General features: G+C 64.9%; 19 protein-coding genes. 14 read left to right on the plus strand and 5 right to left on the minus strand.

Translation table 11 applies throughout. The features are described 5' to 3' along the window. Position 1 precedes the first annotated feature (1 nt). The 3 genes from gatA to ACQY6T_RS01290 all read right to left on the minus strand — a co-directional run bounded on the left by gatA (position 2) and on the right by ACQY6T_RS01290 (position 3,743). Entirely contained in the window at positions 2-1,483 is a 1,482-nt protein-coding gene (gene gatA, locus ACQY6T_RS01280) for an Asp-tRNA(Asn)/Glu-tRNA(Gln) amidotransferase subunit GatA (protein ID WP_428627514.1), read from the minus strand. Further along, positions 1,483-1,785, minus strand: a complete 303-nt coding sequence (gatC, locus tag ACQY6T_RS01285) for an Asp-tRNA(Asn)/Glu-tRNA(Gln) amidotransferase subunit GatC (protein WP_187140446.1) — start codon at positions 1,783-1,785, stop codon at positions 1,483-1,485. The genes gatA and gatC overlap by 1 nt, the downstream gene beginning before the upstream one ends. 206 nt (positions 1,786-1,991) lie before the next feature. Next, the gene (locus ACQY6T_RS01290) at positions 1,992-3,743 is read right to left on the minus strand and encodes a DUF4153 domain-containing protein (RefSeq protein ID WP_428627516.1); all 1,752 of its coding nucleotides are present in this window, start codon (positions 3,741-3,743) and stop codon (positions 1,992-1,994) included. 195 nt (positions 3,744-3,938) lie between these two features. On the opposite strand from ACQY6T_RS01290, the gene ACQY6T_RS01295 reads away from it, so the two are divergent. The 6 genes from ACQY6T_RS01295 to ACQY6T_RS01320 all read left to right on the plus strand — a co-directional run bounded on the left by ACQY6T_RS01295 (position 3,939) and on the right by ACQY6T_RS01320 (position 8,806). Beyond that, complete coding sequence (locus ACQY6T_RS01295; protein ID WP_428627517.1) at positions 3,939-5,219, plus strand: DUF3089 domain-containing protein; 1,281 nt, start codon at positions 3,939-3,941, stop codon at positions 5,217-5,219. A 96-nt stretch (positions 5,220-5,315) separates the two neighbouring features. Beyond that, positions 5,316-5,780, plus strand: a complete 465-nt coding sequence (ruvX, locus tag ACQY6T_RS01300) for a Holliday junction resolvase RuvX (protein WP_428627519.1) — start codon at positions 5,316-5,318, stop codon at positions 5,778-5,780. A 7-nt stretch (positions 5,781-5,787) separates the two neighbouring features. Next, positions 5,788-6,105: a DUF1294 domain-containing protein gene (locus tag ACQY6T_RS01305; protein WP_428627521.1), complete on the plus strand. Its 318-nt coding sequence runs from the start codon at positions 5,788-5,790 to the stop codon at positions 6,103-6,105. A gap of 13 nt (positions 6,106-6,118) precedes the next feature. Continuing rightward, entirely contained in the window at positions 6,119-7,114 is a 996-nt protein-coding gene (locus ACQY6T_RS01310; RefSeq protein ID WP_428627523.1) for an aspartate carbamoyltransferase catalytic subunit, read from the plus strand. After that, the gene (locus tag ACQY6T_RS01315; RefSeq protein ID WP_428627525.1) at positions 7,105-8,319 is read left to right on the plus strand and encodes a dihydroorotase; all 1,215 of its coding nucleotides are present in this window, start codon (positions 7,105-7,107) and stop codon (positions 8,317-8,319) included. Before ACQY6T_RS01310 ends, ACQY6T_RS01315 begins: the two co-directional genes overlap by 10 nt. A 49-nt stretch (positions 8,320-8,368) precedes the next feature. Beyond that, a complete protein-coding gene (locus tag ACQY6T_RS01320; protein WP_428627527.1) occupies positions 8,369-8,806 on the plus strand; it encodes a hypothetical protein in 438 nt (145 codons plus the stop codon). A 69-nt stretch (positions 8,807-8,875) separates the two neighbouring features. Here ACQY6T_RS01320 and ACQY6T_RS01325 read toward each other — a convergent pair whose 3' ends face one another. Together ACQY6T_RS01325 and serB are read right to left on the minus strand one after the other, a co-directional pair. Continuing rightward, on the minus strand, positions 8,876-9,268 hold the full coding sequence (locus tag ACQY6T_RS01325; RefSeq protein ID WP_428627529.1) for a hypothetical protein: 393 nt from the start codon (positions 9,266-9,268) through the stop codon (positions 8,876-8,878). Positions 9,269-9,353: 85 nt separating this feature from the next. Next, positions 9,354-10,238, minus strand: a complete 885-nt coding sequence (serB, locus tag ACQY6T_RS01330) for a phosphoserine phosphatase SerB (protein ID WP_428627531.1) — start codon at positions 10,236-10,238, stop codon at positions 9,354-9,356. On the opposite strand from serB, the gene miaA reads away from it, so the two are divergent. The 8 genes from miaA (at position 10,237) to ACQY6T_RS01370 (ending at position 20,415) form a co-directional block, all read left to right on the plus strand. Beyond that, entirely contained in the window at positions 10,237-11,196 is a 960-nt protein-coding gene (gene miaA / locus ACQY6T_RS01335) for a tRNA (adenosine(37)-N6)-dimethylallyltransferase MiaA (RefSeq protein WP_428627534.1), read from the plus strand. The genes serB and miaA overlap by 2 nt on opposite strands. Positions 11,197-11,282: 86 nt before the next feature. Continuing rightward, complete coding sequence (gene ilvB, locus ACQY6T_RS01340; RefSeq protein WP_428627537.1) at positions 11,283-13,037, plus strand: biosynthetic-type acetolactate synthase large subunit; 1,755 nt, start codon at positions 11,283-11,285, stop codon at positions 13,035-13,037. A 148-nt stretch (positions 13,038-13,185) separates the two neighbouring features. Beyond that, positions 13,186-13,701 carry an acetolactate synthase small subunit gene (gene ilvN / locus ACQY6T_RS01345; protein WP_428627538.1) on the plus strand — a complete coding sequence of 172 codons (516 nt, stop codon included), beginning with the start codon at positions 13,186-13,188 and terminating at the stop codon, positions 13,699-13,701. Between the two features lie 103 nt (positions 13,702-13,804). Next, on the plus strand, positions 13,805-14,839 hold the full coding sequence (gene ilvC, locus ACQY6T_RS01350; protein ID WP_428627541.1) for a ketol-acid reductoisomerase: 1,035 nt from the start codon (positions 13,805-13,807) through the stop codon (positions 14,837-14,839). Positions 14,840-14,985: 146 nt separating this feature from the next. Then, complete coding sequence (locus ACQY6T_RS01355; protein ID WP_428627542.1) at positions 14,986-18,447, plus strand: CHAT domain-containing protein; 3,462 nt, start codon at positions 14,986-14,988, stop codon at positions 18,445-18,447. Between the two features lie 185 nt (positions 18,448-18,632). Continuing rightward, positions 18,633-19,043: a hypothetical protein gene (locus ACQY6T_RS01360; RefSeq protein WP_428627544.1), complete on the plus strand. Its 411-nt coding sequence runs from the start codon at positions 18,633-18,635 to the stop codon at positions 19,041-19,043. Positions 19,044-19,142: 99 nt separating this feature from the next. Next, on the plus strand, positions 19,143-19,784 hold the full coding sequence (locus tag ACQY6T_RS01365) for a YceI family protein (protein ID WP_428627545.1): 642 nt from the start codon (positions 19,143-19,145) through the stop codon (positions 19,782-19,784). A 145-nt stretch (positions 19,785-19,929) separates the two neighbouring features. Further along, positions 19,930-20,415: a rhodanese-like domain-containing protein gene (locus tag ACQY6T_RS01370; protein WP_428627547.1), complete on the plus strand. Its 486-nt coding sequence runs from the start codon at positions 19,930-19,932 to the stop codon at positions 20,413-20,415. Positions 20,416-20,556 lie beyond the last annotated feature (141 nt).

Below are 20,556 nucleotides of genomic sequence, written 5' to 3' on the forward strand. Positions count from 1 at the left end.
CTTACCACCACTTCTCGGCGCGGGCGGTAAAGCCCGCCCGCTCTTCAATAGCGAGCCCGGCGTTCAGTACGCCCTGCTCGTCGAATGTCTTGCCGATGATCTGAAGCCCCAGCGGCAGCCCTTCGCGGTTCAGCGCCGCGGGGACCGACATCGCGGGCAGTCCCGCGAGGCTCGCGGGGACCGCGAACACGTCGTTCAGATACATCGCCAGCGGATCGGCCATCTTTTCGCCCAGCCCGAACGCCGCCGACGGCGCGGTCGGCGCGAGGATCACGTCACACACCGCAAACGCCGCATCGAAATCGCGCGCGATCAGCGTCCGCACCTTTTGCGCCTGCGTGTAATAGGCATCGTAGAAGCCCGCCGACAGCACATAGGTGCCGATCATGATGCGGCGCTTCACCTCGGGCCCGAACCCATCGGCGCGCGTCGCGGCATACATGTCCTGCAACCCCGCCCCCTCGGGCAGGTCGCGCAAACCATAACGCACACCATCATAGCGCGCGAGGTTCGACGATGCCTCGGCGGGCGCGATGATATAATAGGCCGGCAGCGCATATTTGGTGTGCGGCAGGCTGATTTCGACGACCTCGGCCCCCGCATCCTTCAGCATCGCGATGCCCGCATCCCACATCGCGTCGATGTCGGGATCGATGCCCTCCAGTCGATATTCCTTGGGAATACCGACCTTCTTGCCCCCCAGATCGCTCGACAAAGCGGCTTCCCAATTGGGCACCGCCAGATCGAGGCTCGTCGAATCCTTCGGATCGAAACCCGCCATATTTTCGAGCATGATTGCACAGTCGCGCACGTCTCGCGCCATCGGCCCCGCCTGATCGAGCGAGCTGGCGAACGCCACAATGCCCCAGCGCGAGCAGCGGCCATAGGTCGGCTTGATCCCCGAAATCCCGACAAACGCCGCAGGCTGGCGGATCGAGCCGCCGGTGTCGGTCCCCGTCGCCGCAGGACACAGCCGCGCCGCGATCGCGGTCGAACTGCCGCCCGACGAACCACCGGGCGCAAGCGCCGCATTGCCGCCGTCCTTGCGCCGCCAGGGCGAGATGACATTGCCGAAATAGCTCGTCTCGTTCGACGACCCCATCGCGAACTGGTCGAGGTTCAGCTTGCCCAGCATCCCCGCGCCCGCGTCCCACAGCTTCGCCGACACGGTCGATTCATAGCGCGGGACAAAGCCTTCGAGCATGTGGCTCGCGGCGGTCGTCTGAACCCCGTCGGTGCAGAACAGATCCTTCATGCCGATCGGCACGCCCGACAAAGGCTTCAACGTCCCCGCCGCGCGGTCGGCATCGGCTGTCTTCGCGGCCCTCAGCGCATGGTCGGGTGTCTCGACGATAAACGCATTCAGCGCCTTGGCGCCCGCGACATTGGCGCTGAACGCCTCTGCCACTTCGACGGCGCTGAAATCGCCGGCGCGGTGGCCGTCGCGGATCTGCGCGACGGTCAGATTGGTCAGTTCGGTCATTATTCGATCACCTTGGGCACGCCGAAAAAGCCGTGCATCGCCGCCGGCGCATTCGCCAGCACATCGTCGCGGCGGTTGCCGCCGGTCAGCGGGTCAGCGTCGATCACATCGTCGCGCAGTCGCAGCACATTCGGGATCACCGCGGTCATCGGCTCGACCCCGGTCACATCGACCTCGCCGAGTTGTTCGACCCAACCCAAAATGCCGTTCAATTCGCCTTCCATCGCGGCGGCTTCCGCATCGCTGATCGCGATGCGCGCCAGCGACGCTATTTTTCTGACCGTTGCCTGATCGATTGCCATTCGTGCTGCCTTTGCGGGAGAAGCTGCGCCGCTAGCATCCCCGCCGGGTTGCTTCAACCTTCTCGATCCTCCCTGTCGCGAAGCGCTGGGGAAGTGGCAGCGCGCAGCGATGACGCAGGGGCTTTTGGCGCACCCGTTGCGGCCTCTCCACCACTCGCATTGCGAGAGGTCGCCGTCCCTAGTGCTTCGCGACAGGGAGGATCAATTCACTCAAACGCCTCAGATCCCGGCACGCCATTCACCAATATCTGACGTCGCTCGACCGTTTCCACCGTCACCGTCGCTTTTGCCAGATCGCTCTGCGCGCGTTCCGGGCTTGAAGCGCTCGCCAAATCGCCCAGCTCCCAGCGCCCGTTTTTGTTCAGCGTGACAAAATCGAAATTGACCTTGTCACCCGGCTCGTCCTGCCCAAGCACCCCGATCCGGTCGTCGCCAAGCCACACCGCGACGCACGCTTTCGAGCCCCTGCACATATAGCTGTTCTGCACCACAGCCAACGCGTCGGCGGTCAGCCCGCGGTCGGTGGGTAAGACGCGCAGCCGCTCGGCAAAGGGTTTCAGCAGCAGCGGGCTATTCGACCCCGTCAATTGCCAGCGGTTCTCGGCCGCCAGCGCCGCCTTGGCCGCATCGGCCCTCACCCGTTGCGGTGATCGCTCGATATCTTTCAGCGCCGTCCGACCACTTGGCCCAAAATCAAATGCCATTGCGGCCCAATCGAATTTCTCGGCGGCAATCGTGCCAGATTTCAGTCGCGCAAGCTGATCGCGCGTTGAAATCGCGCCGAAATCGAGAATGGGGAGCGCAAGGAATAGCGCCAGCAATGCCATCCCGATCGCCAGCTTCTGCTGCAGCGGCCGCAGCAGATCGTCGAAATCGCGCCGCCCCTTCACCACCGCCCACACGCCGGCAACGCCATAGCTCAGCGCGATGATTGCCGCGATCACGCCCCAGATACGCTCCGGGGTCCAGCCATATTGGATCACGCGCAAATGCATCGAATAACCAGCGATGGCCGCCAGTGGCAGCACCGCGACCGCCAACACCGGCGCTGCCCAGCGCAGCAACGGGTTGGTCGCGCGATCGTCGGCGCCGTTGCCGATCACCGCATTGGCGAGCAGCACCGCGAACGCCGCCGCCGCCATCATCAATCCTGCGGTCGAAAATCCCGAATCCCACAGCTTCTGAAGCCCGGTTCCTACGAGCGAGAGCAGGAACAGCGCCAGCGCGATCGCGAGCACCGGCGCCAGCACCGCGAGCACGATCATCACCAGCCGCTGCAACGTCGACACCAGCTTGTCACGCTCGCGCAGCAGCCCGACCGCGCCCCCGAATGCCGCACCGGCGAGCATCCAGCCGAACCATTCGTCGCGAAGCAAGTTGTGCAACAGATCAATGCCGATCAGGCGGAACATCTCTGATATCAGAAAGATCAGCAGAAAGGTCACACCGACAAAAGCCAGCGACGCCGCGCCGATCACCGCATCGGTCCACGCGTGGCTGTGCAGCCGGTCGTACGGCATCTGCCACAATTTCCAGAACCGCCAGTCGGGCGCCACGTCGCGCCGCGTCTGGAACAGCGGCGTCGCGACCAATACCGCGAGGATTCCCGACCAGAACGGCCATTCAAACGGATCGCCCTGAATATTATAGCCTGCCGTCTGCCAAGCGATCAGGGCCATCACGGCGCCCCATATCAGCGCGAACCCGAGCGCCCAGTGCCAGCGCCGCAATTCGACCCCGAGCACAAACACAACCGCACTCACCGCGACAAAGGTCGCCAACGCGCTGCGCCAATACGCCAGCGGATTGTCGTAATGACGGTCGATCAGCAAATGGAACGCGAGCCCCGCGGCGGCACAGATCGCCGCCATGATCCACGGGCGCAGCGGCCAGGGCGGGTCGCTGTTGTCCAGGCGTTGCGAAATTGGGGGCGACTCGCGGGCGGGGGTGTCGGTCATGGTTGCAATCTGGGCTTTTTTCTTGGGGTGGGGCAAGCTCAAGCTGTGTACCGTTACACCGGCAATGCAGCGCCGTTCCGTTCGCATCGAGCGAAGTCGAGATGCCCCACAGTCGCGCGCTAACGATGGGTGTCTCGACTTCCCTCGACACAAACGGCTAGAGAGCGCCTAGTTCCTTCCCCCAATGGAGCCCAAATGGCCCGCAAATTCCTCTATGTCATCGCCGCGATCATCCTTCTCGTCCTCGCTGCCGGGGTTGCCTATCAGCTCTTCCCGGGCTGGATCGCGCGCGTCGCCTTCGTCCCCAGCGCCGAATTCAAGCAACAGGTCGCGGTCGCCCCGAACGCCTATGACGATGCCAAAATGTGGTTCGCCCGCCCCGGAATGCAAAATGATCCGTCGGCCTGGCGCCCCGCCGCCGACGGCAGCGAAACCCCCGGCACCGAAGGCGCCGCAGCCGACGACCCGCTCACCGCGCCCGTCGTCGCCGCCGACGCCGCAGTGCCAAGGGGCGACGCCGCGGTCTTTTTCGTCCACCCGACCAGCTATTACAGCCGCTCGAGCTGGAATGCGCCGCTCGAGGACCGCGATTCGGACCACCGCGCCAATCTGTTCGTCCAGGGCATGGCGAGCGCCTTTGCCGACGCGGGTGAAATCTGGGCGCCGCGTTACCGCCAGGCGACGCTCGGCGCCTTTCTCGCCGAAGACCGGGTGACCGCCGGCAAGGCGATCGACGCCGCCTATCAGGATGTCGACGAAGCGTTCGACGCCTTTCTGGCCGCGATCCCCAGGGACAAGCCGATCATCCTTGCCGGCCACAGCCAGGGCGCGCTCCACCTCACCACGCTGCTCAAGAACCGCATCGCGGGAAACCCGCTCGCGAAACGCATTGTCGCGGCCTATGTCGTCGGCTGGCCGATCAGCCTCGACACCGACATCGCAGGGCTCGGCCTGCCCGCATGCCAGACGCCCGAGCAAAAGGGCTGCATCCTCGGCTGGGCGACCTTCGCCGACCCCGCCGACCCTGAAATGGTCACCGCCGCCTATGACGGCACGATCGGCTTCGACGGCCGCCCGCGCGCCGACACGCGCATGCTGTGCACCAACCCGCTCACCGGCATCCCCGATACCGCCGCGGCGCCCGACGCCAATCTGGGTACGCTCAAACCCACGACAGGGTTCAAGAGCGGATCGCTGATCGCGGGCAAGATCGGCGCCAAGTGCGACGATACGCGCGGGTTCCTGATGATCGGCGATGCCGAGATCGCTAAGGATTATGTCGTTGCGGGCTATGTCCTGCCTGGCAACAATTACCATGTCTATGACATCACGCTGTTCTGGGCGAATGTCCGCGCCGACGCGCTGCGACGGTTGGCAACCTATGACGGCAAGCCGTCGCCAGTGCCGCCGCTGGCGGCGCCGGTGACGCCAACGGCGGTCGCGACGCCTTCAAAACCCGCCGCGCCCAAATCCTAATCCCGTTCGCATCGAGCGAAGTCGAGATGCCCCTCGGCCGCCCACGCCCTCACGGTGTCTCGACTTCGCTCGACACGAACGGCTAGAGAAGGGTCCATGATCACCACCGCCGCCCCCGACTTCGCCGCCAACTTCCCGAACGGCGGCCGCCTGATCGGGCTCGATGTCGGCACAAAAACCATCGGCGTCGCCTTCTGCGACACGAACTGGAGCTTCGCGACCCCCGACAAGACAATCATCCGCAAGAAATTCAGCGCCGATCTCGAAGCGCTCAAATTGCTCATTGCCCAACACAACATCGTCGGCGTCGTCGTCGGCCTCCCGCTCAACATGGACGGCAGCGATAGCCCGCGCACCCAGAGCACCCGCGCCTTTGCGCGCAACCTCCTGCCCCTCGCCCTCCCCCTCCTCCTCTGGGACGAACGCTGGTCGACCGCTGCGGTCGAGCGCGCGATGATCGCCGCCGACGTCAGCCGCGCTAAACGCGCGACACGGATCGACAGCGCCGCTGCCGCCTTCATCCTGCAAGGCGCGATCGATGCAATGACGCGCCAAGGATGACGCGCGGTTGACCAAATATATCCTCTATTGGCTGATCGCGGCGAACAGCATCGCCTTCGGCCTGATGGTCGTCGACAAACGCCGCGCCGAAGCGGGCTTGCGCCGAATATCCGAAAGCCGCTTGCTCGGCTGGGCGTGGCTCGGCGGCGCGATCGGCACCTACGCCGCCTCCCGCCTCGTTCGCCACAAGACGCGCAAACAACCGTTCGCGTCAAAGATGGTCGGGCTCTGTGCTGCCGAGATCGTTCTGCTTGCACTCTGGGCGCTCGATTTGATCGACCCGATCGTCGCTGCGGCCCTTGCTTATTTACCCCCCTCTGCGTAAAGGCTCGGCTTTAATGACAAGCGCAACCCTCCGACCCGCCAGCGATTATCCGCCCGGCGGCGATGCCTTTCGCCATCGCCACCTGATCGGCATCGCCCAACTCACCCCGTGGGAGATCAGCTACGTCCTCGATGCCGCCGAACATTGGGTCGAGGTGAACCGTTCGGGCGCGGCAAAGCATGACGACAAACTCGCCGGGCTCACGATCATCAACGCCTTTTTCGAAAATTCGACGCGCACCCTGCTGTCGTTCGAGATCGCCGGAAAACGGCTCGGCGCCGATGTCGTCAACATGCATGCCGCACAGTCGAGCGTGAAAAAGGGTGAGACGCTGATCGACACCGCGATGACGCTGAACGCGATGCGCGCCGACGCCATGGTAATCCGTCACGGCAGCTCTGGCGCGGTCCAGCTGATCGCGGACAAGGTCGACTGCCCGGTGCTCAATGCCGGCGACGGCCGCCACGAACATCCGACCCAGGCGCTGCTCGACGCGCTGACCATCCGCCGCCGCAAGGGCAAGGTCGAGGGGCTCACCATCGCCATCTGCGGCGACGTCCTCCACAGCCGCGTCGCGCGCTCGAACATCCTCGCGCTTACCTTGCTCGGTAACGAGGTGCGGGTCGTCGCGCCGCCGACGCTGACCCCGCCCGCGATCGACCGTATGCATGTCACCACCTTCACTGACATGGACGAGGGGCTGAAAGACGCCGACGTCGTGATGATGCTCCGCCTCCAGAACGAGCGCATGGACGGCGCCTATTTGCCCAGTGCGCGCGAATATCACGCCCTCTACGGCCTCACCCCCAAACGCCTCGAAAGGGCGAAGCGAGACGCGATCGTCATGCACCCCGGCCCGATGAACCGCGGGGTCGAAATCGACAGCAGCGTCGCCGACGACCCGCTACGCTCGACGATCACCGAACAGGTCGAAATGGGGGTCGCCGTGCGCATGGCGTGCCTCGACATCCTGACTCGCCGCAACCGGGGAGTGCCGGGATGGAACTGACCCCGCTCCTCATTACGAACGCGCGCCTGCTTGGCGGCGAGAGTGGCAGCCTGCTCGTCGTCGACGGCCGCATCGCCGCGATCGATCCTTCCGAAACGCCGGACGGCACCGAAACCATCGATGCCAAGGGCCAGTGGCTAGCCCCCGGCATCATCGACCTCGGCGTCTTTGCGACCGACAAGCCCGCCTTTCACTTCGGCGGCATTACCCGCGCTGCCCTGATGCCCGACGCCGGGCCGCTCGACGACCCCGGCCTCGTCGAACGCGCCGCGAAAGGGGGCAAGCCCGACCTGTGGGTCCACCCCGTCGCCGCCGCGACGAAAGGTCTCGAAGGCCGCGAGCTCGCGGAAATCGGCCTGATGAAACAAGCGGGCGCCCGCGCCATCGCCACCGGCCGCGCGCGTATATCCGACGCCGGGGTGATGCGCCGCGTCCTGTCCTACGCCGCCGCGCTCGGCCTCACCGTCATCGCGCATGCCGAGGACGATGGGCTGACCGCGGGCGCGGTCGCAACCGATGGCGAGATGGCAACCCGCCTCGGCCTCGCCTCGGCCCCCGCGGTTGCCGAAGCGATGGCGATCGCCCGCGACATGATGCTCGTCGAGGAAACCGGCGCGCCGATCCATTTCCGCCAGGTCACCACCGCACGCGGCCTCGACATGATCCGCGCCGCCAAGGCGAAAGGTCTGCCCGTCACCTGCGGCATCACCCCCGCGCATCTGTTCCTGTCGGATACCGCGATCGGCGATTTTCGCACCTTCGCGCGCCTGTCGCCGCCGCTGCGCTGCGAAGACGACCGCCACGCCTGCCTCGCCGCGATCGCCGACGGCACGATCGACGTGCTGGCGTCAGGCCACGACCCCCGCGGTCCGGAGGACAAGCGCTTGCCCTTCGCCGAGGCGCAACCCGGTATGGCCGGCGCCGAAACCCTGCTCGCGATGGGCCTCCAGCTTGTCCGCGACGGCCATGTCACACCGCCGCGCCTGTTCGGCCTGCTCGCCGCGAATCCCGCCAAGCTGCTCGGCGTCGATGCCGGCCGCCTCGATCCCGGCAGGGAGGCCGACCTGATCCTGATCGACGAGGGTACCCCGTGGCAGGTCGATGCCAAGAAGATGGCGGCCTACGCCGGCAACACCCCCTTCGACGGCATGCCTGTGCAAGGCCGCGCGACTGCTATGTGGAAGGGCGGATTGCGAGTGCGTTAGGGCAGCTTTGGGGTGGAAAGCTGTCGCAAGCCTTCCTACAATTTTACCGATGAAAGACGTTGAAGCCTCTCGCTCCTACGAGGTCGAAATCATGGGCGAAAGCGACGGCAAGTGCGATTGCTGTGGCAACGAGAGCCGTCGCGTGTGGGGTATGGTTCATAAGGTGGAAGGCCCGACGGTCGCAGCATATTGGATGCACTGGACAGTTGGGCATCTAAATGAGCCGGGTGCAAATCTCGATCTGGTGCTTGGACACTGGGGCGATGGCACAACGGCTAATGACCGGTTCGGCGTGGCGCTGCGTCACCGGGAGCAATACGATGAGCCGCCTTCAATAATGGTGATCGACCCCGCTGACAGGCCATTCAGCGATAGAGGATTGGCAGCGACACTGCTGGCCAGAAGCGACGTGATCGGTACACCAATTGCGGCTCAAGTCTTCTCGATCATCGATGCCATATACCAGCAGGACGGTCGGTTTTTCTAATTCTCGCAAACGTCCGCAATTGGTCGTTTCCTGCCGCTCACCTCAATCCCGCCGACCGCACCCGCCGCGTTAACGCGGCGCTTGGAACCGCTGCAATACCAACAGCGCGGACTGATAAATGGCTGCTGAGCCGCCGTCCTTTCGATGCCTTGCGGCGGCGATGCCGTCTTGGGCGATCTGGAAAAAATTGACCTTTTCCCCGTTGCCCTTGTCGGCGGCCTGCGGATCGAACGATCCCGCACCCGTCAGGCTCAATATCCCGGTGCTGTCGTCCATAGAAAGCTTGCCGTCTTTGATCCGGTCATTCATCCAATCGAACAACTCGGAGCGGCTCATCTGAGCGAAATCGCTTTGTGGGGAAACCCCAGCGTTCAATGCCGCGCCAAATCCTGCCGCATCCCGATCCCGCGCGACGTCAGCACCGGTTTTAGGGGCTTGATAGCCCGCTCTCTCAATCTTCATGGCAAGGCAATCCCCGAAAAGAAGCTACGCGCCGGACGGTAGCGCACCTCTCCATCGCGGCACAAAGCTTAGGCGTACCAGTACCTTACCCCAGCACCCAACTCCGCCGCGGATAGCCCTGCGCCCATAGCAGCGCGGTCAAATCATGGTGCCGGATTACCGCCGCCGCCGCTTCGCCCGCCGCCGGGTGCGGATAATAACCCACCCCCAACCCCGCCGCGGTCAGCATCGGAATGTCGTTCGCGCCGTCGCCGACCGCCAGCGTGTCGGCCAGCGGCAGGCCGTGCTTCGCCGCCTCCGCCTTCAGCGTTTCCAGCTTTGCTGCGCTATCGACGATCGGCTCGATCACCGCGCCGGTCAGCTTGCCGCCCGCTATCTCCAGCACGTTCGCCAGCACCTTGTCGAACCCGATCGCCTCGCCGACCGCGTCGGCAAAGGCTGTAAAGCCCCCGGACACCAGCACCGAATAAGCGCCATGCGCCTTCATCGTCTGCACCAAGGTGCGCGCGCCGCGAGTCAGTTTCACCCGCTCCGTCCGGCATTCGGTCAGCGTCGCCTCGGGCATCCCCGCCAGCAACCCGACCCGCTCGATCAGCGCAGCGCGAAAATCGAGTTCGCCGCGCATCGCGCGCTCGGTGATCGCCGCAACCTCGTCCTTGATCCCCGCATAATCGGCGAGTTCGTCGATGCATTCGACCGTGATCATCGTCGAATCCATGTCGGCGATGATCAGTTTTTTGGTCCGGTCGCCCATCGGCTGGACGATCGTGTCCAGCGCGCCATGGTCCATCAACGCCAATTCGGCGCGCGCACTGACCAGGCTGCCCTGAAAAACAATGTCGGCGGCATCGCCCACGTCCAGCCAGTGCGGGGCGCCGACCTCATGCCCCGTCGCGTCGAGCCGGTCGATCGCTTCGCGAACCACCTCGTCGGTCAGCTTTCCGGCTGCTATCAGCGTCGCAACGAACATGGCATCTCCTTCGTCCTCTTTCGGCCCACGGCCACCTGTCGCACTTATTGCTGGCCCCACCGCCAGCGGCAAGAGCGCATTGGCGGTACGTCTGGCCAAGACGCTTGGCCGGGCGCAAGTCGTCAATGCCGACGCCAGCCAGGTCTATGCCGACCTCGGGATTTTATCGGCACGCCCGACCGACGCAGACATGGCCGGGATTCCGCATCACCTGTTCGGCCATGTCGACGCCGCCGACGCGCACAACGCCGCGCGCTGGGCGAACGAGGCACGCGCCGCCATTTCGGCCGCGCATGAAACCGGCGATGTCCCGATCCTCGTCGGCGGCACCGGCCTTTATATTCGCACCCTGATCGATGGCATCGCCCCGGTGCCAGAGATCGCCCCCGATGTTCGGACCGCGGTCCGCGCGATGGCGGTCGCCGATGCGCATGCTGCGCTCGTTCAGGCCGATCCGGTCGCCGCGGCGCGGCTGAACCCCGCCGATGCCACGCGGATCGCGCGCGCGCTCGAAGTCGTCCGGTCGACCGGCCGCACCCTCGCCGATTGGCAGTTGGCGCGCGAGGGCGGCATCGGCGACAAGATCGCCCTCACCCCGCTGGTGCTGCTCCCCCGGCGCGACTGGTTACGCGAAAGGTGCGACCAGCGCCTTGTCCAGATGTTCGACCACGGCGCCATCGAAGAGACCGAAACCCTGCTCGCGCGCCAGCTCGACCCCGGACTGCCCGCGATGCGCGCCATCGGGGTGCCGCAGATCGCACAATATCTTTCGGGCGACATCGACCGCGCCGCGGCGCTCGATCTCGCGCAGGCGGCCACGCGCCAATATGCCAAGCGCCAATTTACGTGGTTCCGGAACCAGCCGCCCGCGCACTGGCCTCGCCACGTAGAGTTATTATCGGTCGATAATATCAATCAATTAGCAATAATATTACGTGATAAGCTGTTGACAGGATAGAATCATATACCTATTGCCCGCAACCCTGTTGCAGCGCACAAGCGCATCCGTTTGCGTATCTGCAAAGATCAGAAAGGAGTTTCGTCGTGACGGAAATGAGTGGTGCCGACATGGTTGTTCAGGCGCTGGTCGACCTTGGGGTCGATACGGTGTTCGGCTATCCGGGCGGTGCGGTCCTTCCGATTTACGACGCGCTCTATAAGCATCCGACGATCCAGCACATCCTCGTCCGCCACGAACAGGCGGCAACGCATGCGGCCGAGGGCTATGCGCGCTCGACCGGCAAGCCCGGCGTCGTGCTCGTCACCTCTGGCCCCGGCGCAACCAACGCGGTCACCGGCATCACCGATGCGCTGATGGATTCGATCCCGATGGTCGTGTTGACCGGCCAGGTATCGACCGCGCTGATCGGAACCGACGCGTTCCAGGAATGCGATACGGTGGGCATCACCCGCCACTGCACCAAGCACAACTATCTCGTGATGGACCCCGAACGCCTCGGCCCGATCATGCACGAGGCGTTTTACATCGCGACCCACGGCCGCCCCGGCCCGGTGGTGATCGATATCCCGAAGAATGTGCAGGTCGCGACCGGCAATTATGTGATCCCCGAAAAGATCGCGCACAAAAGCTACCGCCCGCAGGTCGAACCCGACGCCGACGCCATCGCGGTGGCGGTCGCGATGATCGCCGCGGCCGAGCGCCCGATCTTCTACACGGGCGGCGGTGTCATCAACGCCGGCCCCGATGCCAGCGCGGCTTTGCGCCAGCTGGTGGCACTCACCGGCGCCCCGGTCACCTCGACCCTGATGGGGCTCGGCGCCTTCCCCGCCGACGATGACAAATGGCTCGGCATGCTCGGCATGCACGGCACGTTCGAGGCCAATATGGCGATGAACCGCGCCGACCTGATCATCGCGGTCGGCGCGCGGTTCGATGATCGCGTCACAGGTCGCCTCGATGCGTTCTCGCCTGATTCCAAAAAGATCCACATCGACATTGACCGCAGCTCGATCAACAAGATCGTCCCCGTCGACCTTGCTGTGGTCGGCGATGCCGGGCGCGCGCTTGATGCGATCATTGCGGGCTGGCAGGACGCAGGCCACAAAGCCCGCGATCTGGGCGAATGGTGGCGCCGCGTCGATGGCTGGCGCGCAACCCGCTGTCTCGACTTTCCCGAGAAGAAAGAAGCGACCGCCGAAATCATGCCGCAACGCGCGGTCAAGGCGGTGTTCGACGCGACGCGCGGCATGGACCCGATCATCACCACCGAGGTCGGCCAGCATCAGATGTGGGCGGCGCAGCATTTCCATTTCGACAGCCCCAACCGCTGGCTGACCAGCGGCGGTCTCGGCACGATGGGCTATGGCTTCCCCGCCGCGGTCGGCGCCCAGATCGCGCACCCCGGCCGCCTCGTCATCTGCATCGCGGGCGAAGCGTCGCTGCAAATGAACATCCAGGAAATGGGCACCGTCGCGCAATATCGCCTGCCGGTGAAGATCTTCATCCTCAACAATGAATGGATGGGCATGGTCCGCCAGTGGCAGGAACTGACCTACGAGAGCCGCTACTCGAACAGCTATTCGGACAGCCTGCCCGATTTCGTGAAGCTCGCCGACGCTTATGGCTGGACCGGCCTGCGCATCGACACGCTTGGCGAACTCGAGGACGGTATTACCAAGATGATCGAAACGCCGGGTCCGGTGATCGTCGACTGCCGCGTCGCCCAGCTCGCCAACTGCTTCCCGATGATCCCCTCGGGCGCCGCGCACACCGACATGCTCCTCCAGCCGAGCGACGTCACCGGCACGATGGACGACGAAGCCAAGGCGCTGGTGTGATGATGGAAAGCAACGCGATCCTCCCCCATCGGGGGAGGGGGACCATGCGAAGCATGGTGGAGGGGCACAGGCCCGAAAACGCTACGCATGGGCGAGGGTACCCCTCCACCACCTTCGGTGGTCCCCCTCCCCGTTCCGGGGAGGAATAATGAAAATCAAAACCGAAGCGGGCGAGCGCCATGTGCTCGCCGTCACCGTCGATAACGAGGCGGGCATCCTGGCCAAGATCACCGGGCTGTTCTCGGCGCGCGGCTATAACATCGAAAGCCTGACCGTCGCCGACATCAGCGCCGATCACGCGCTGTCGCGCATCACCATCGTCACCAGCGGCCCGCCCGCGGTGATCGACCAGATCATCGCGCAGCTCGACCGGCTGGTCCCCGTCCACAAGGTCACCGACCTCACCGATCAGGGCGCGCATGTCGAACGCGAAATCGCACTGGTGAAGGTCGCCGGCAGCGGCGAAAAACGGATCGAGGCGCTGCGCCTCGCCGACGTCTTTCGCGCCAAGGTCGTCGATACGACGCTGACCAGCTTCATCTTCGAAATCACCGGTGCCAGCGAAAAGGTCGATCGCTTCATCGCCTTGATGCGCGAATGCGGCCTCGTCGAGGTCGGCCGCACCGGCGTTGTCGCCATCGCGCGCGGCGCGGAGGCGGTTTAATATTACAGAATAACCTTCAACTCTCGTCACCCCGGACTTGATCCGGGGTCCATGGATGCCGGATCAAGCCCGGCATGACGACAAACTAGCAGGGAAGAATGACATGCAAGTCTATTACGATCGCGACGCCGACCAGGATCTGATCAAGGGCAAGAAGGTCGCCGTTGTCGGCTACGGCAGCCAGGGCCACGCCCATGCGCAGAACCTGCGCGACAGCGGCGTCACCGACGTCGCGATCGCGCTCCGTCCCGGGTCGGCGACCGCCAAAAAGGCGGAAGCTGCAGGATTCAAGGTGCTGACCAACAAGGAAGCCGCCGAATGGGCCGACGTCATCATGATTGCCGCCCCCGACGAGCTTCAGGCGAAAATCTACGCCGATGATCTCGCCGCGAACATGAAACCCGGCGCCGCGCTCGCCTTCGCGCATGGCCTCAACATCCACTTCGGCCTGATCGAAGCACGCCCGGACATCGACGTGTTCATGGTCGCGCCGAAAGGCCCGGGCCACACGGTGCGCAGTGAATATCAGCGCGGCGGCGGCGTCCCCTGCCTGATCGCGGTCGCGCAGGAAGCGACCGGCAACAGCGGCAACGGCTATGCCAAGGCGCTCGCCCTCTCCTACGCCAGCGCCGTCGGCGGCGGGCGCAGCGGCGTGATCGAAACGACCTTCAAGGAAGAGTGCGAAACCGACCTGTTCGGCGAACAGGCGGTGCTCTGCGGCGGCATCACCCACCTGATCCAGGCGGGTTTCGAAACGCTCGTCGAGGCGGGCTACGCCCCCGAAATGGCCTATTTTGAATGCCTCCACGAAACCAAGCTGATCGTCGACCTGCTCTATGAAGGCGGCATCGCCAACATGCGCTATTCGATCAGCAATACCGCCGAATATGGCGACATCAAGACCGGCCCGCGCATCATCACCGAAGAAACGAAGAAGGAAATGAAGCGCGTCCTGCAGGACATCCAGTCGGGCCGCTTCGTGAAGGATTTCGTCCTCGACAACCAGGCCGGCCAGCCTGAACTGAAGGCCAGCCGCAAGGCCGCCGCCGCGCACCCGATCGAAAAGGTCGGCGGCGAACTGCGCGCGATGATGCCCTGGATCGCCAAGAACCAGCTGGTCGACAAGAGCAAGAACTGACGGACTTACCCCAGCGAAGACTGGGGTCCAAGCCGCCGTTAAAGCCCTGACATGGCCCCCTCCTGCCGGAGGGGGCCAATCACACCGCGCCATTTGCCCAACGCCTTGAAAGCGGTTACGAAACACCGCGGCCAAGGGGGGACAGCATGACGATCGGATCGCGTAGCCGATGGATGACGGCATGGGCGTTTGCGCTCGCGCTGCTCTTCGCCGCCCCCGCGCTCCATGCGCAAACCCCGCCCGAAGATCCCGCGATCGCCGCCAAACGCGATGAGCTGATGAAAACGCCGTTCGATCAGCGACCTGCGGTCGGCGAACAACTGCTCAAACTCATCGCCAAGCGGTTCGGCGAAGACAGCACCGAATATGCCGAGCAATTGCGCGTCCACGCCACCGATCTCAATCTCGCCGGCCGTTCGGTCGAATCCCAGGCGGCGCTCGAACGCGTGATCGCGATCTTCACGCGCATCCACGGCCCGAACGGCTATGCGACGCGCTTCGCCAACCGCGACTATGCCACCACGCTGGCGATCAATGGCTTCAAGGATCAGGCGGTCGCCCCCTATCGCGCCTTCATCGTTGCGGCCACCGACGAGGCTTATGGCTGCGGGCGCCGCGAAAAGGTCGCGGCGGGCGCCATCGTCCACGGCTGCACGAACGATGAAGGCGAGCTCGGCGGCTATCTGCTTGGCTATGCCCAATTGCTCATTGACTTGGGCCGCCAGGACGAGGCGCTCGCCGCCTTCGATGGCGTCATCGCGCGCTTCGAGCCCCGCTGGGCGGGCTGCGAAACCGATGCATGGGGCACCAAATGCGATCGTGCCGTCGAAAAACGGCGCCAGTTCATGGCCAGCTACGCCCGCCTGCTCCTCACCCTCGACAAGCGCGACCGCGCGCTTGCGATCCTGCGCGATGCCAGCATTCCGCGCCTCGATGCGCTGGCCGCTTGCACCGCCGACGACTGCCGCGCCGACTATTGGCTGCTCGGCGACTATCGCGGCTATCGCGGCGCGCTCAAGGGCGGCGACGCCCCCGCCGCGCGCGCCCTCGACACCCAGTGGCTGCCGATCCTCGGCGCCGAACCGATTTACGCGCGCGGCAAAGCCGAAGGCGCCGAATATTTCGACCGCGCCTATCGTGAGGGTTTCGACGAAATCGCCGCTGATTTCGCCAAGGATGCGGTCGCCGCGGGCGAACGTGACAAGGCGATCGCACTGCTCGAACCGCTGGGCCTCGCTGGCCTTGTCGGCGCGCTCGAAACCAGCCAGGATTACCAGACCCGGCTCGCCGAGCTCGACCAGCGCTACCGCGACATCGCATATTTCGATTATGACAAGCGCGCAGCGGTGCGAAAGGAAAAGGTCGAGCTCGAACGCACGCGGCACGGCGAAAAATCGGTCGAATATGCCGACGCCCTGCGCGAAGTCGCGCTCGAATATAAATACACCGACGACAAGGCGGCGACCGAGGATTATTTCCGCCGCGCGCTTGCCGCCGTCCGCGCCGGCTACAGCGACGATGATTATCGCACCCTCAACACGCTCTCTTACCTCACCGACTGGCTCGCCAAACAGGACCGCAAGGCCGACGCGATCGCGATCCTCGCCGACGTGCTCGCCGCCCCCGCCAACGACAAAAGCGACGTCTATGCCGATCCGATCCGCTCGGGCCTGCTCGCCTCGGGGCTCAGCGCGATCAACGATCCGCACGGCCAGCTCAACGAACTCAAGGCCGACCTTGCCCAATTTCGCCTCGAAACCGGCGGCGACGTCGCGGCGGCGCTGACCGACGCGCGCCATGCTGCGACCGGCAAGCGCGCTTATCGCCGCGCCTTCGGCTTTTCGCAAAGCGACGAGTCGACCTATGCTATGGCGATCGACGACAGCTATCTGCTCAACCTCGGGCGCCGCTACGACAGCTATTTTCTCCTGTTCGCTGATGCCCTCTGGGCTGCGGGCAACCACGATGACGCGGACAAGGAAGAAGCGTTCCTCGCGTTGCAGGAGGCGCAGATGGGAACGACCAGCCGCGCCGTCGCCAAGGCTGCGGCCGAACGCACGCTCGCCCAGGCGGGAGTCTCGCCACTGCTCGCCGAACGCCGCACGATCGACGCGCAAATCACGGCGTTGCAACAGGAAGCGAACGCCATCGTCGCCCCCGATCCGGCCGAACGCCAGCGCCTCGGCCGCCTCAACATCGAAGCGCAGCAACGCCTGAATTTTCAGCGGGCGGGGATCATTCAGAAAATCGCCGCCGCCTCGCCCGGCTATTTCGAACTCGTCCGCCCGCAACCGTTGTCGCTCGCCGACGCGCAAGCACTGCTCGCCCCCGACGAGGCAGTGCTGATGATCGTCCCAACCGCGTTCGGCACCCACAGCCTGCTCGTCACCCATGACAGCCTCGATTGGCACCGCAGCGATATGAAGGAAGCCGAACTCGGCGCGCATGTCCGCCGCCTGCTGTGGGATGTCGGCGCCAGCATCGATGTCACCCCCGAAGAGGACGAGCGTTGGTCGGCAGAGGGCGAAGGCGACCTCCCCTATGATCGCACCACCGCGTGGCGTCTCTATCAGGCGCTCGTCGCGCCGCTCGAACCGCAACTGGCGAACAAGCGCCACCTGTTCACCGCGTCGAGCGGGTCGATCTCGTCGCTGCCGCTCGGCATCCTAGTCACCGCAGCGCCGACCGGCGCCGATGGTGATCCCAAGGTCCTGCGCGCGACGTCCTGGTTCGCCGACAAGGTCGCGCTGCTCCAGCTGCCCTCGCTCCAGTCGCTCCAGCTGCTGCGCGCGGTCGGCACCCGCAACAGGAGCGCCGGCGGCACCGCGATGATTGGCTTTGGCGACCCGTTGCTCGACGGCACGGCGCAACAGCGGGGCGGCGGCACCGGGCGCAACCGCGGCACCCGCAGCGGCGCGGGCCTCGCGATCGGCGCCGGACTGCAAAGCAACGGCGACGGCGCCGCGCTCGCCGATCCCGCGGCGTTGCGCAAACTCGCGCGGCTGCCGGGTACCGAAACCGAGCTCAAGGCGATGCAGCAATTGCTCGGCGCGCGTCAGGCCAAATTGTTCCTCGCCGGCGCCGCGACCGAAACCAATATGAAGCGTAGCAAGCTCAATGATCTGTCCGTGCTCTTCCTCGCGACCCATGGCCTTGTCGCGGGCGAGGCCAGCGGCGTCGCCGAGCCCGGGCTGGTCTTCACGCCGCCCAATTCCGCAAGTACCGTAGATGACGGCCTGCTCACCGCCTCCGAAATTGCCTCGCTCCGCCTTGGCGCGCGCTGGGTCATCCTGTCGGCGTGCAACACCGCGGCGGGCGACGGCAGCCAGGGCGCTCCCGGCCTTTCGGGGCTCGCCCGTTCGTTCTTCTTCGCCGGCGCCGAAAGCCTGCTCGCCTCGCACTGGCCGGTGCGTGACGATGTTGCCGCGGTGCTCACCGTCAAACTGTTCGAACTGATGCGCGCCGACCCCAAATTGTCGCGCGCTGAAGCGCTGCAAAAGGCTGAAAAGGCCATCCGGGACGACGAACGCGCCGATCCTTTTATCAAAAGCTGGTCGCACCCCAGCGCCTGGGCGCCTTTTTCGCTGATCGGCGACGGCATCAACTGACCGCGACCTGCGACGATCGCATCGGGGCTTGGTTTTTGCCGAACAATCGCCATCTGGAGAGCAGGGATCGCGCTCTGATCGTCCCTCGCTGCTGTTTTGCGCCATATTTGCACCAGGTTAGGGTTAGGTTCATCTGCTGCGGTCAATCTGGGCGGCAGGGAATGGGTCTGGGAACGCGATTAGTGATGAAAAAAGCTGGCCTTCTCCTTCCCCTGTTCGCGGCGCTCGCGTTCGCCGCGCCCGCGTTGGCGCAGGAAGATGGCTCGCTCGCGCAGTCGGGCGAGCCGCCGCAGCGCACCTCGGTCCTCTACACGTTCGGCGACGATCCCTGCCCCGAAGCGCAAGGCGACGAAATCGTCGTTTGCGCGCAGCAGCCCGAATCCGAACGCTATCGCGTCCCAAAGGAATTGCGCGAAGAGTTGAAGGAAGAACAGGATGTCGGCGGCGGCGGCAGCTGGGCCTCGACGGTCGAGGGGTATGACAATGTCGCCCGCGCCACCCGCCCGAACAGCTGCTCGCCGGTGGGCAGCTACGGCTTTACCGGCTGCGCCTCGGCGGCGCTACGGCAATGGTTCGAGGCCCGCCGCGCGCCGTGATGGCATGCGAAATGGAAACGCAGCATTTCAATGCGGCATAATTGACGGCGGCGTCCCTCCTAGCCTAGCTTGATCCTCCCCCAACAGGAGTTTCCCCTCATGCGCCGCATCGCTCCCCTTGCCGTCCTCGCCCTCGCCGTCGTCGCAGTTCCCGTCGTCATCGCCCAGGCGCCCGGCGCCCCCGGCGCGCCCGACAAGACGCGCGTCACCGCCGGCACCTATGCCGCCGACGTCAATCACACGATGGTCGTGTGGGAAGTCGATCATTTCGGCTTCAGCAAATATACCGGCATCTTCGGCGACGTATCGGGCACGCTCGTGATCGACCCCGCCAACCCCGCGGCGTCAAAGGTCGATGTGACGATCCCGGTGTCGAAAGTCACCACCGCCAGCGCTGGCCTGACCGGCCACCTGCTCCGCGCCGGCAAGGACGGCGGCAAACCCGATTTCTTCGGCCCCGCGCCCGCCGACGCCAAATTCGTCTCGACCCGCGTCGTCCTCGACGATGACGGCGATGAGGCAAAGGTCACCGGCAAGCTGACGCTCAACGGCGTCACCAAGGATGTCACCCTCGACGTCGATTTCCACGGCGCGGGCACCAACCCCTATAACAAAAAGGAAACCATCGGTTTCCAGGCCGAAACGACGATCCGCCGCAGCGATTTCGGCATCACGATGGCCATCCCTGCGGTCAGCGACGCGGTCGAACTCGAAATCCACGCCGCTTTCGAAAAGCAATAAACGTCGCAGCCCACCCCAACCCCTCCCGCTTGCGGGAGGGGTAGCGAGACTTGCGCGCTTGCTCGCTAGTCGCAGCGGGGTGGGCTGGTTCATCGCCCAGCCAGCAACCTCGGCCTAACCTCGCTCCATCAAAGGGAGGATCATCATGCGCATCCTGTTGCTCGCCGCCGCACTCGCCGCCGCCCCCGCGGGGGCGCAAACCAACCCGCAAATCGACTATCCGGCGTTCCAGGCGCTCACCGCGTCGGTCGGCGTCACCCGCCCGGCGCGCCTCATCGCGTTCGACGCCTTCAAGGCCGAAGCCGCCAAGCCCGAAGCCATTCTGCTCGACGCCCGCTCGAAGGACGCCTTTGCGCGCGGTCACATCGCCGGCGCCGTCAACCTCCCCCTCACCGACTTCACCGCCGAGAGCCTCGCTGCGGTGATCGGCGCCAATCCCGACCGCGCTATCCTGATCTATTGCAACAATAATTTCTCGAACCACCGCAATCCCGTGCCGCTCAAATCGGCGCCGCTCGCGCTCAATATCCAGACCTTCATCAACCTCGTCGGCTATGGCTATCCCAACGTCCTCGAACTCGCCGACGTCGTCGATTTCAACGATCCAGCTGTGGAGTGGGTAAAGGGATAGCCCTTGGACTAACCTCGTCATTGCGAGAAGCGTAGCGACGAAGCGATCTCCAGCTCTCAACCTTGCACAGGCCGACGGCTGGAGATCGCTTCGCTTCGCTCGCAGTGACAACAGAGTGGCCCCACGCAATTTTCCCACTCC

It is taken from the genome of Sphingopyxis sp. (assembly GCF_965279725.1).
In the GTDB taxonomy this organism is placed as follows: domain Bacteria; phylum Pseudomonadota; class Alphaproteobacteria; order Sphingomonadales; family Sphingomonadaceae; genus Sphingopyxis.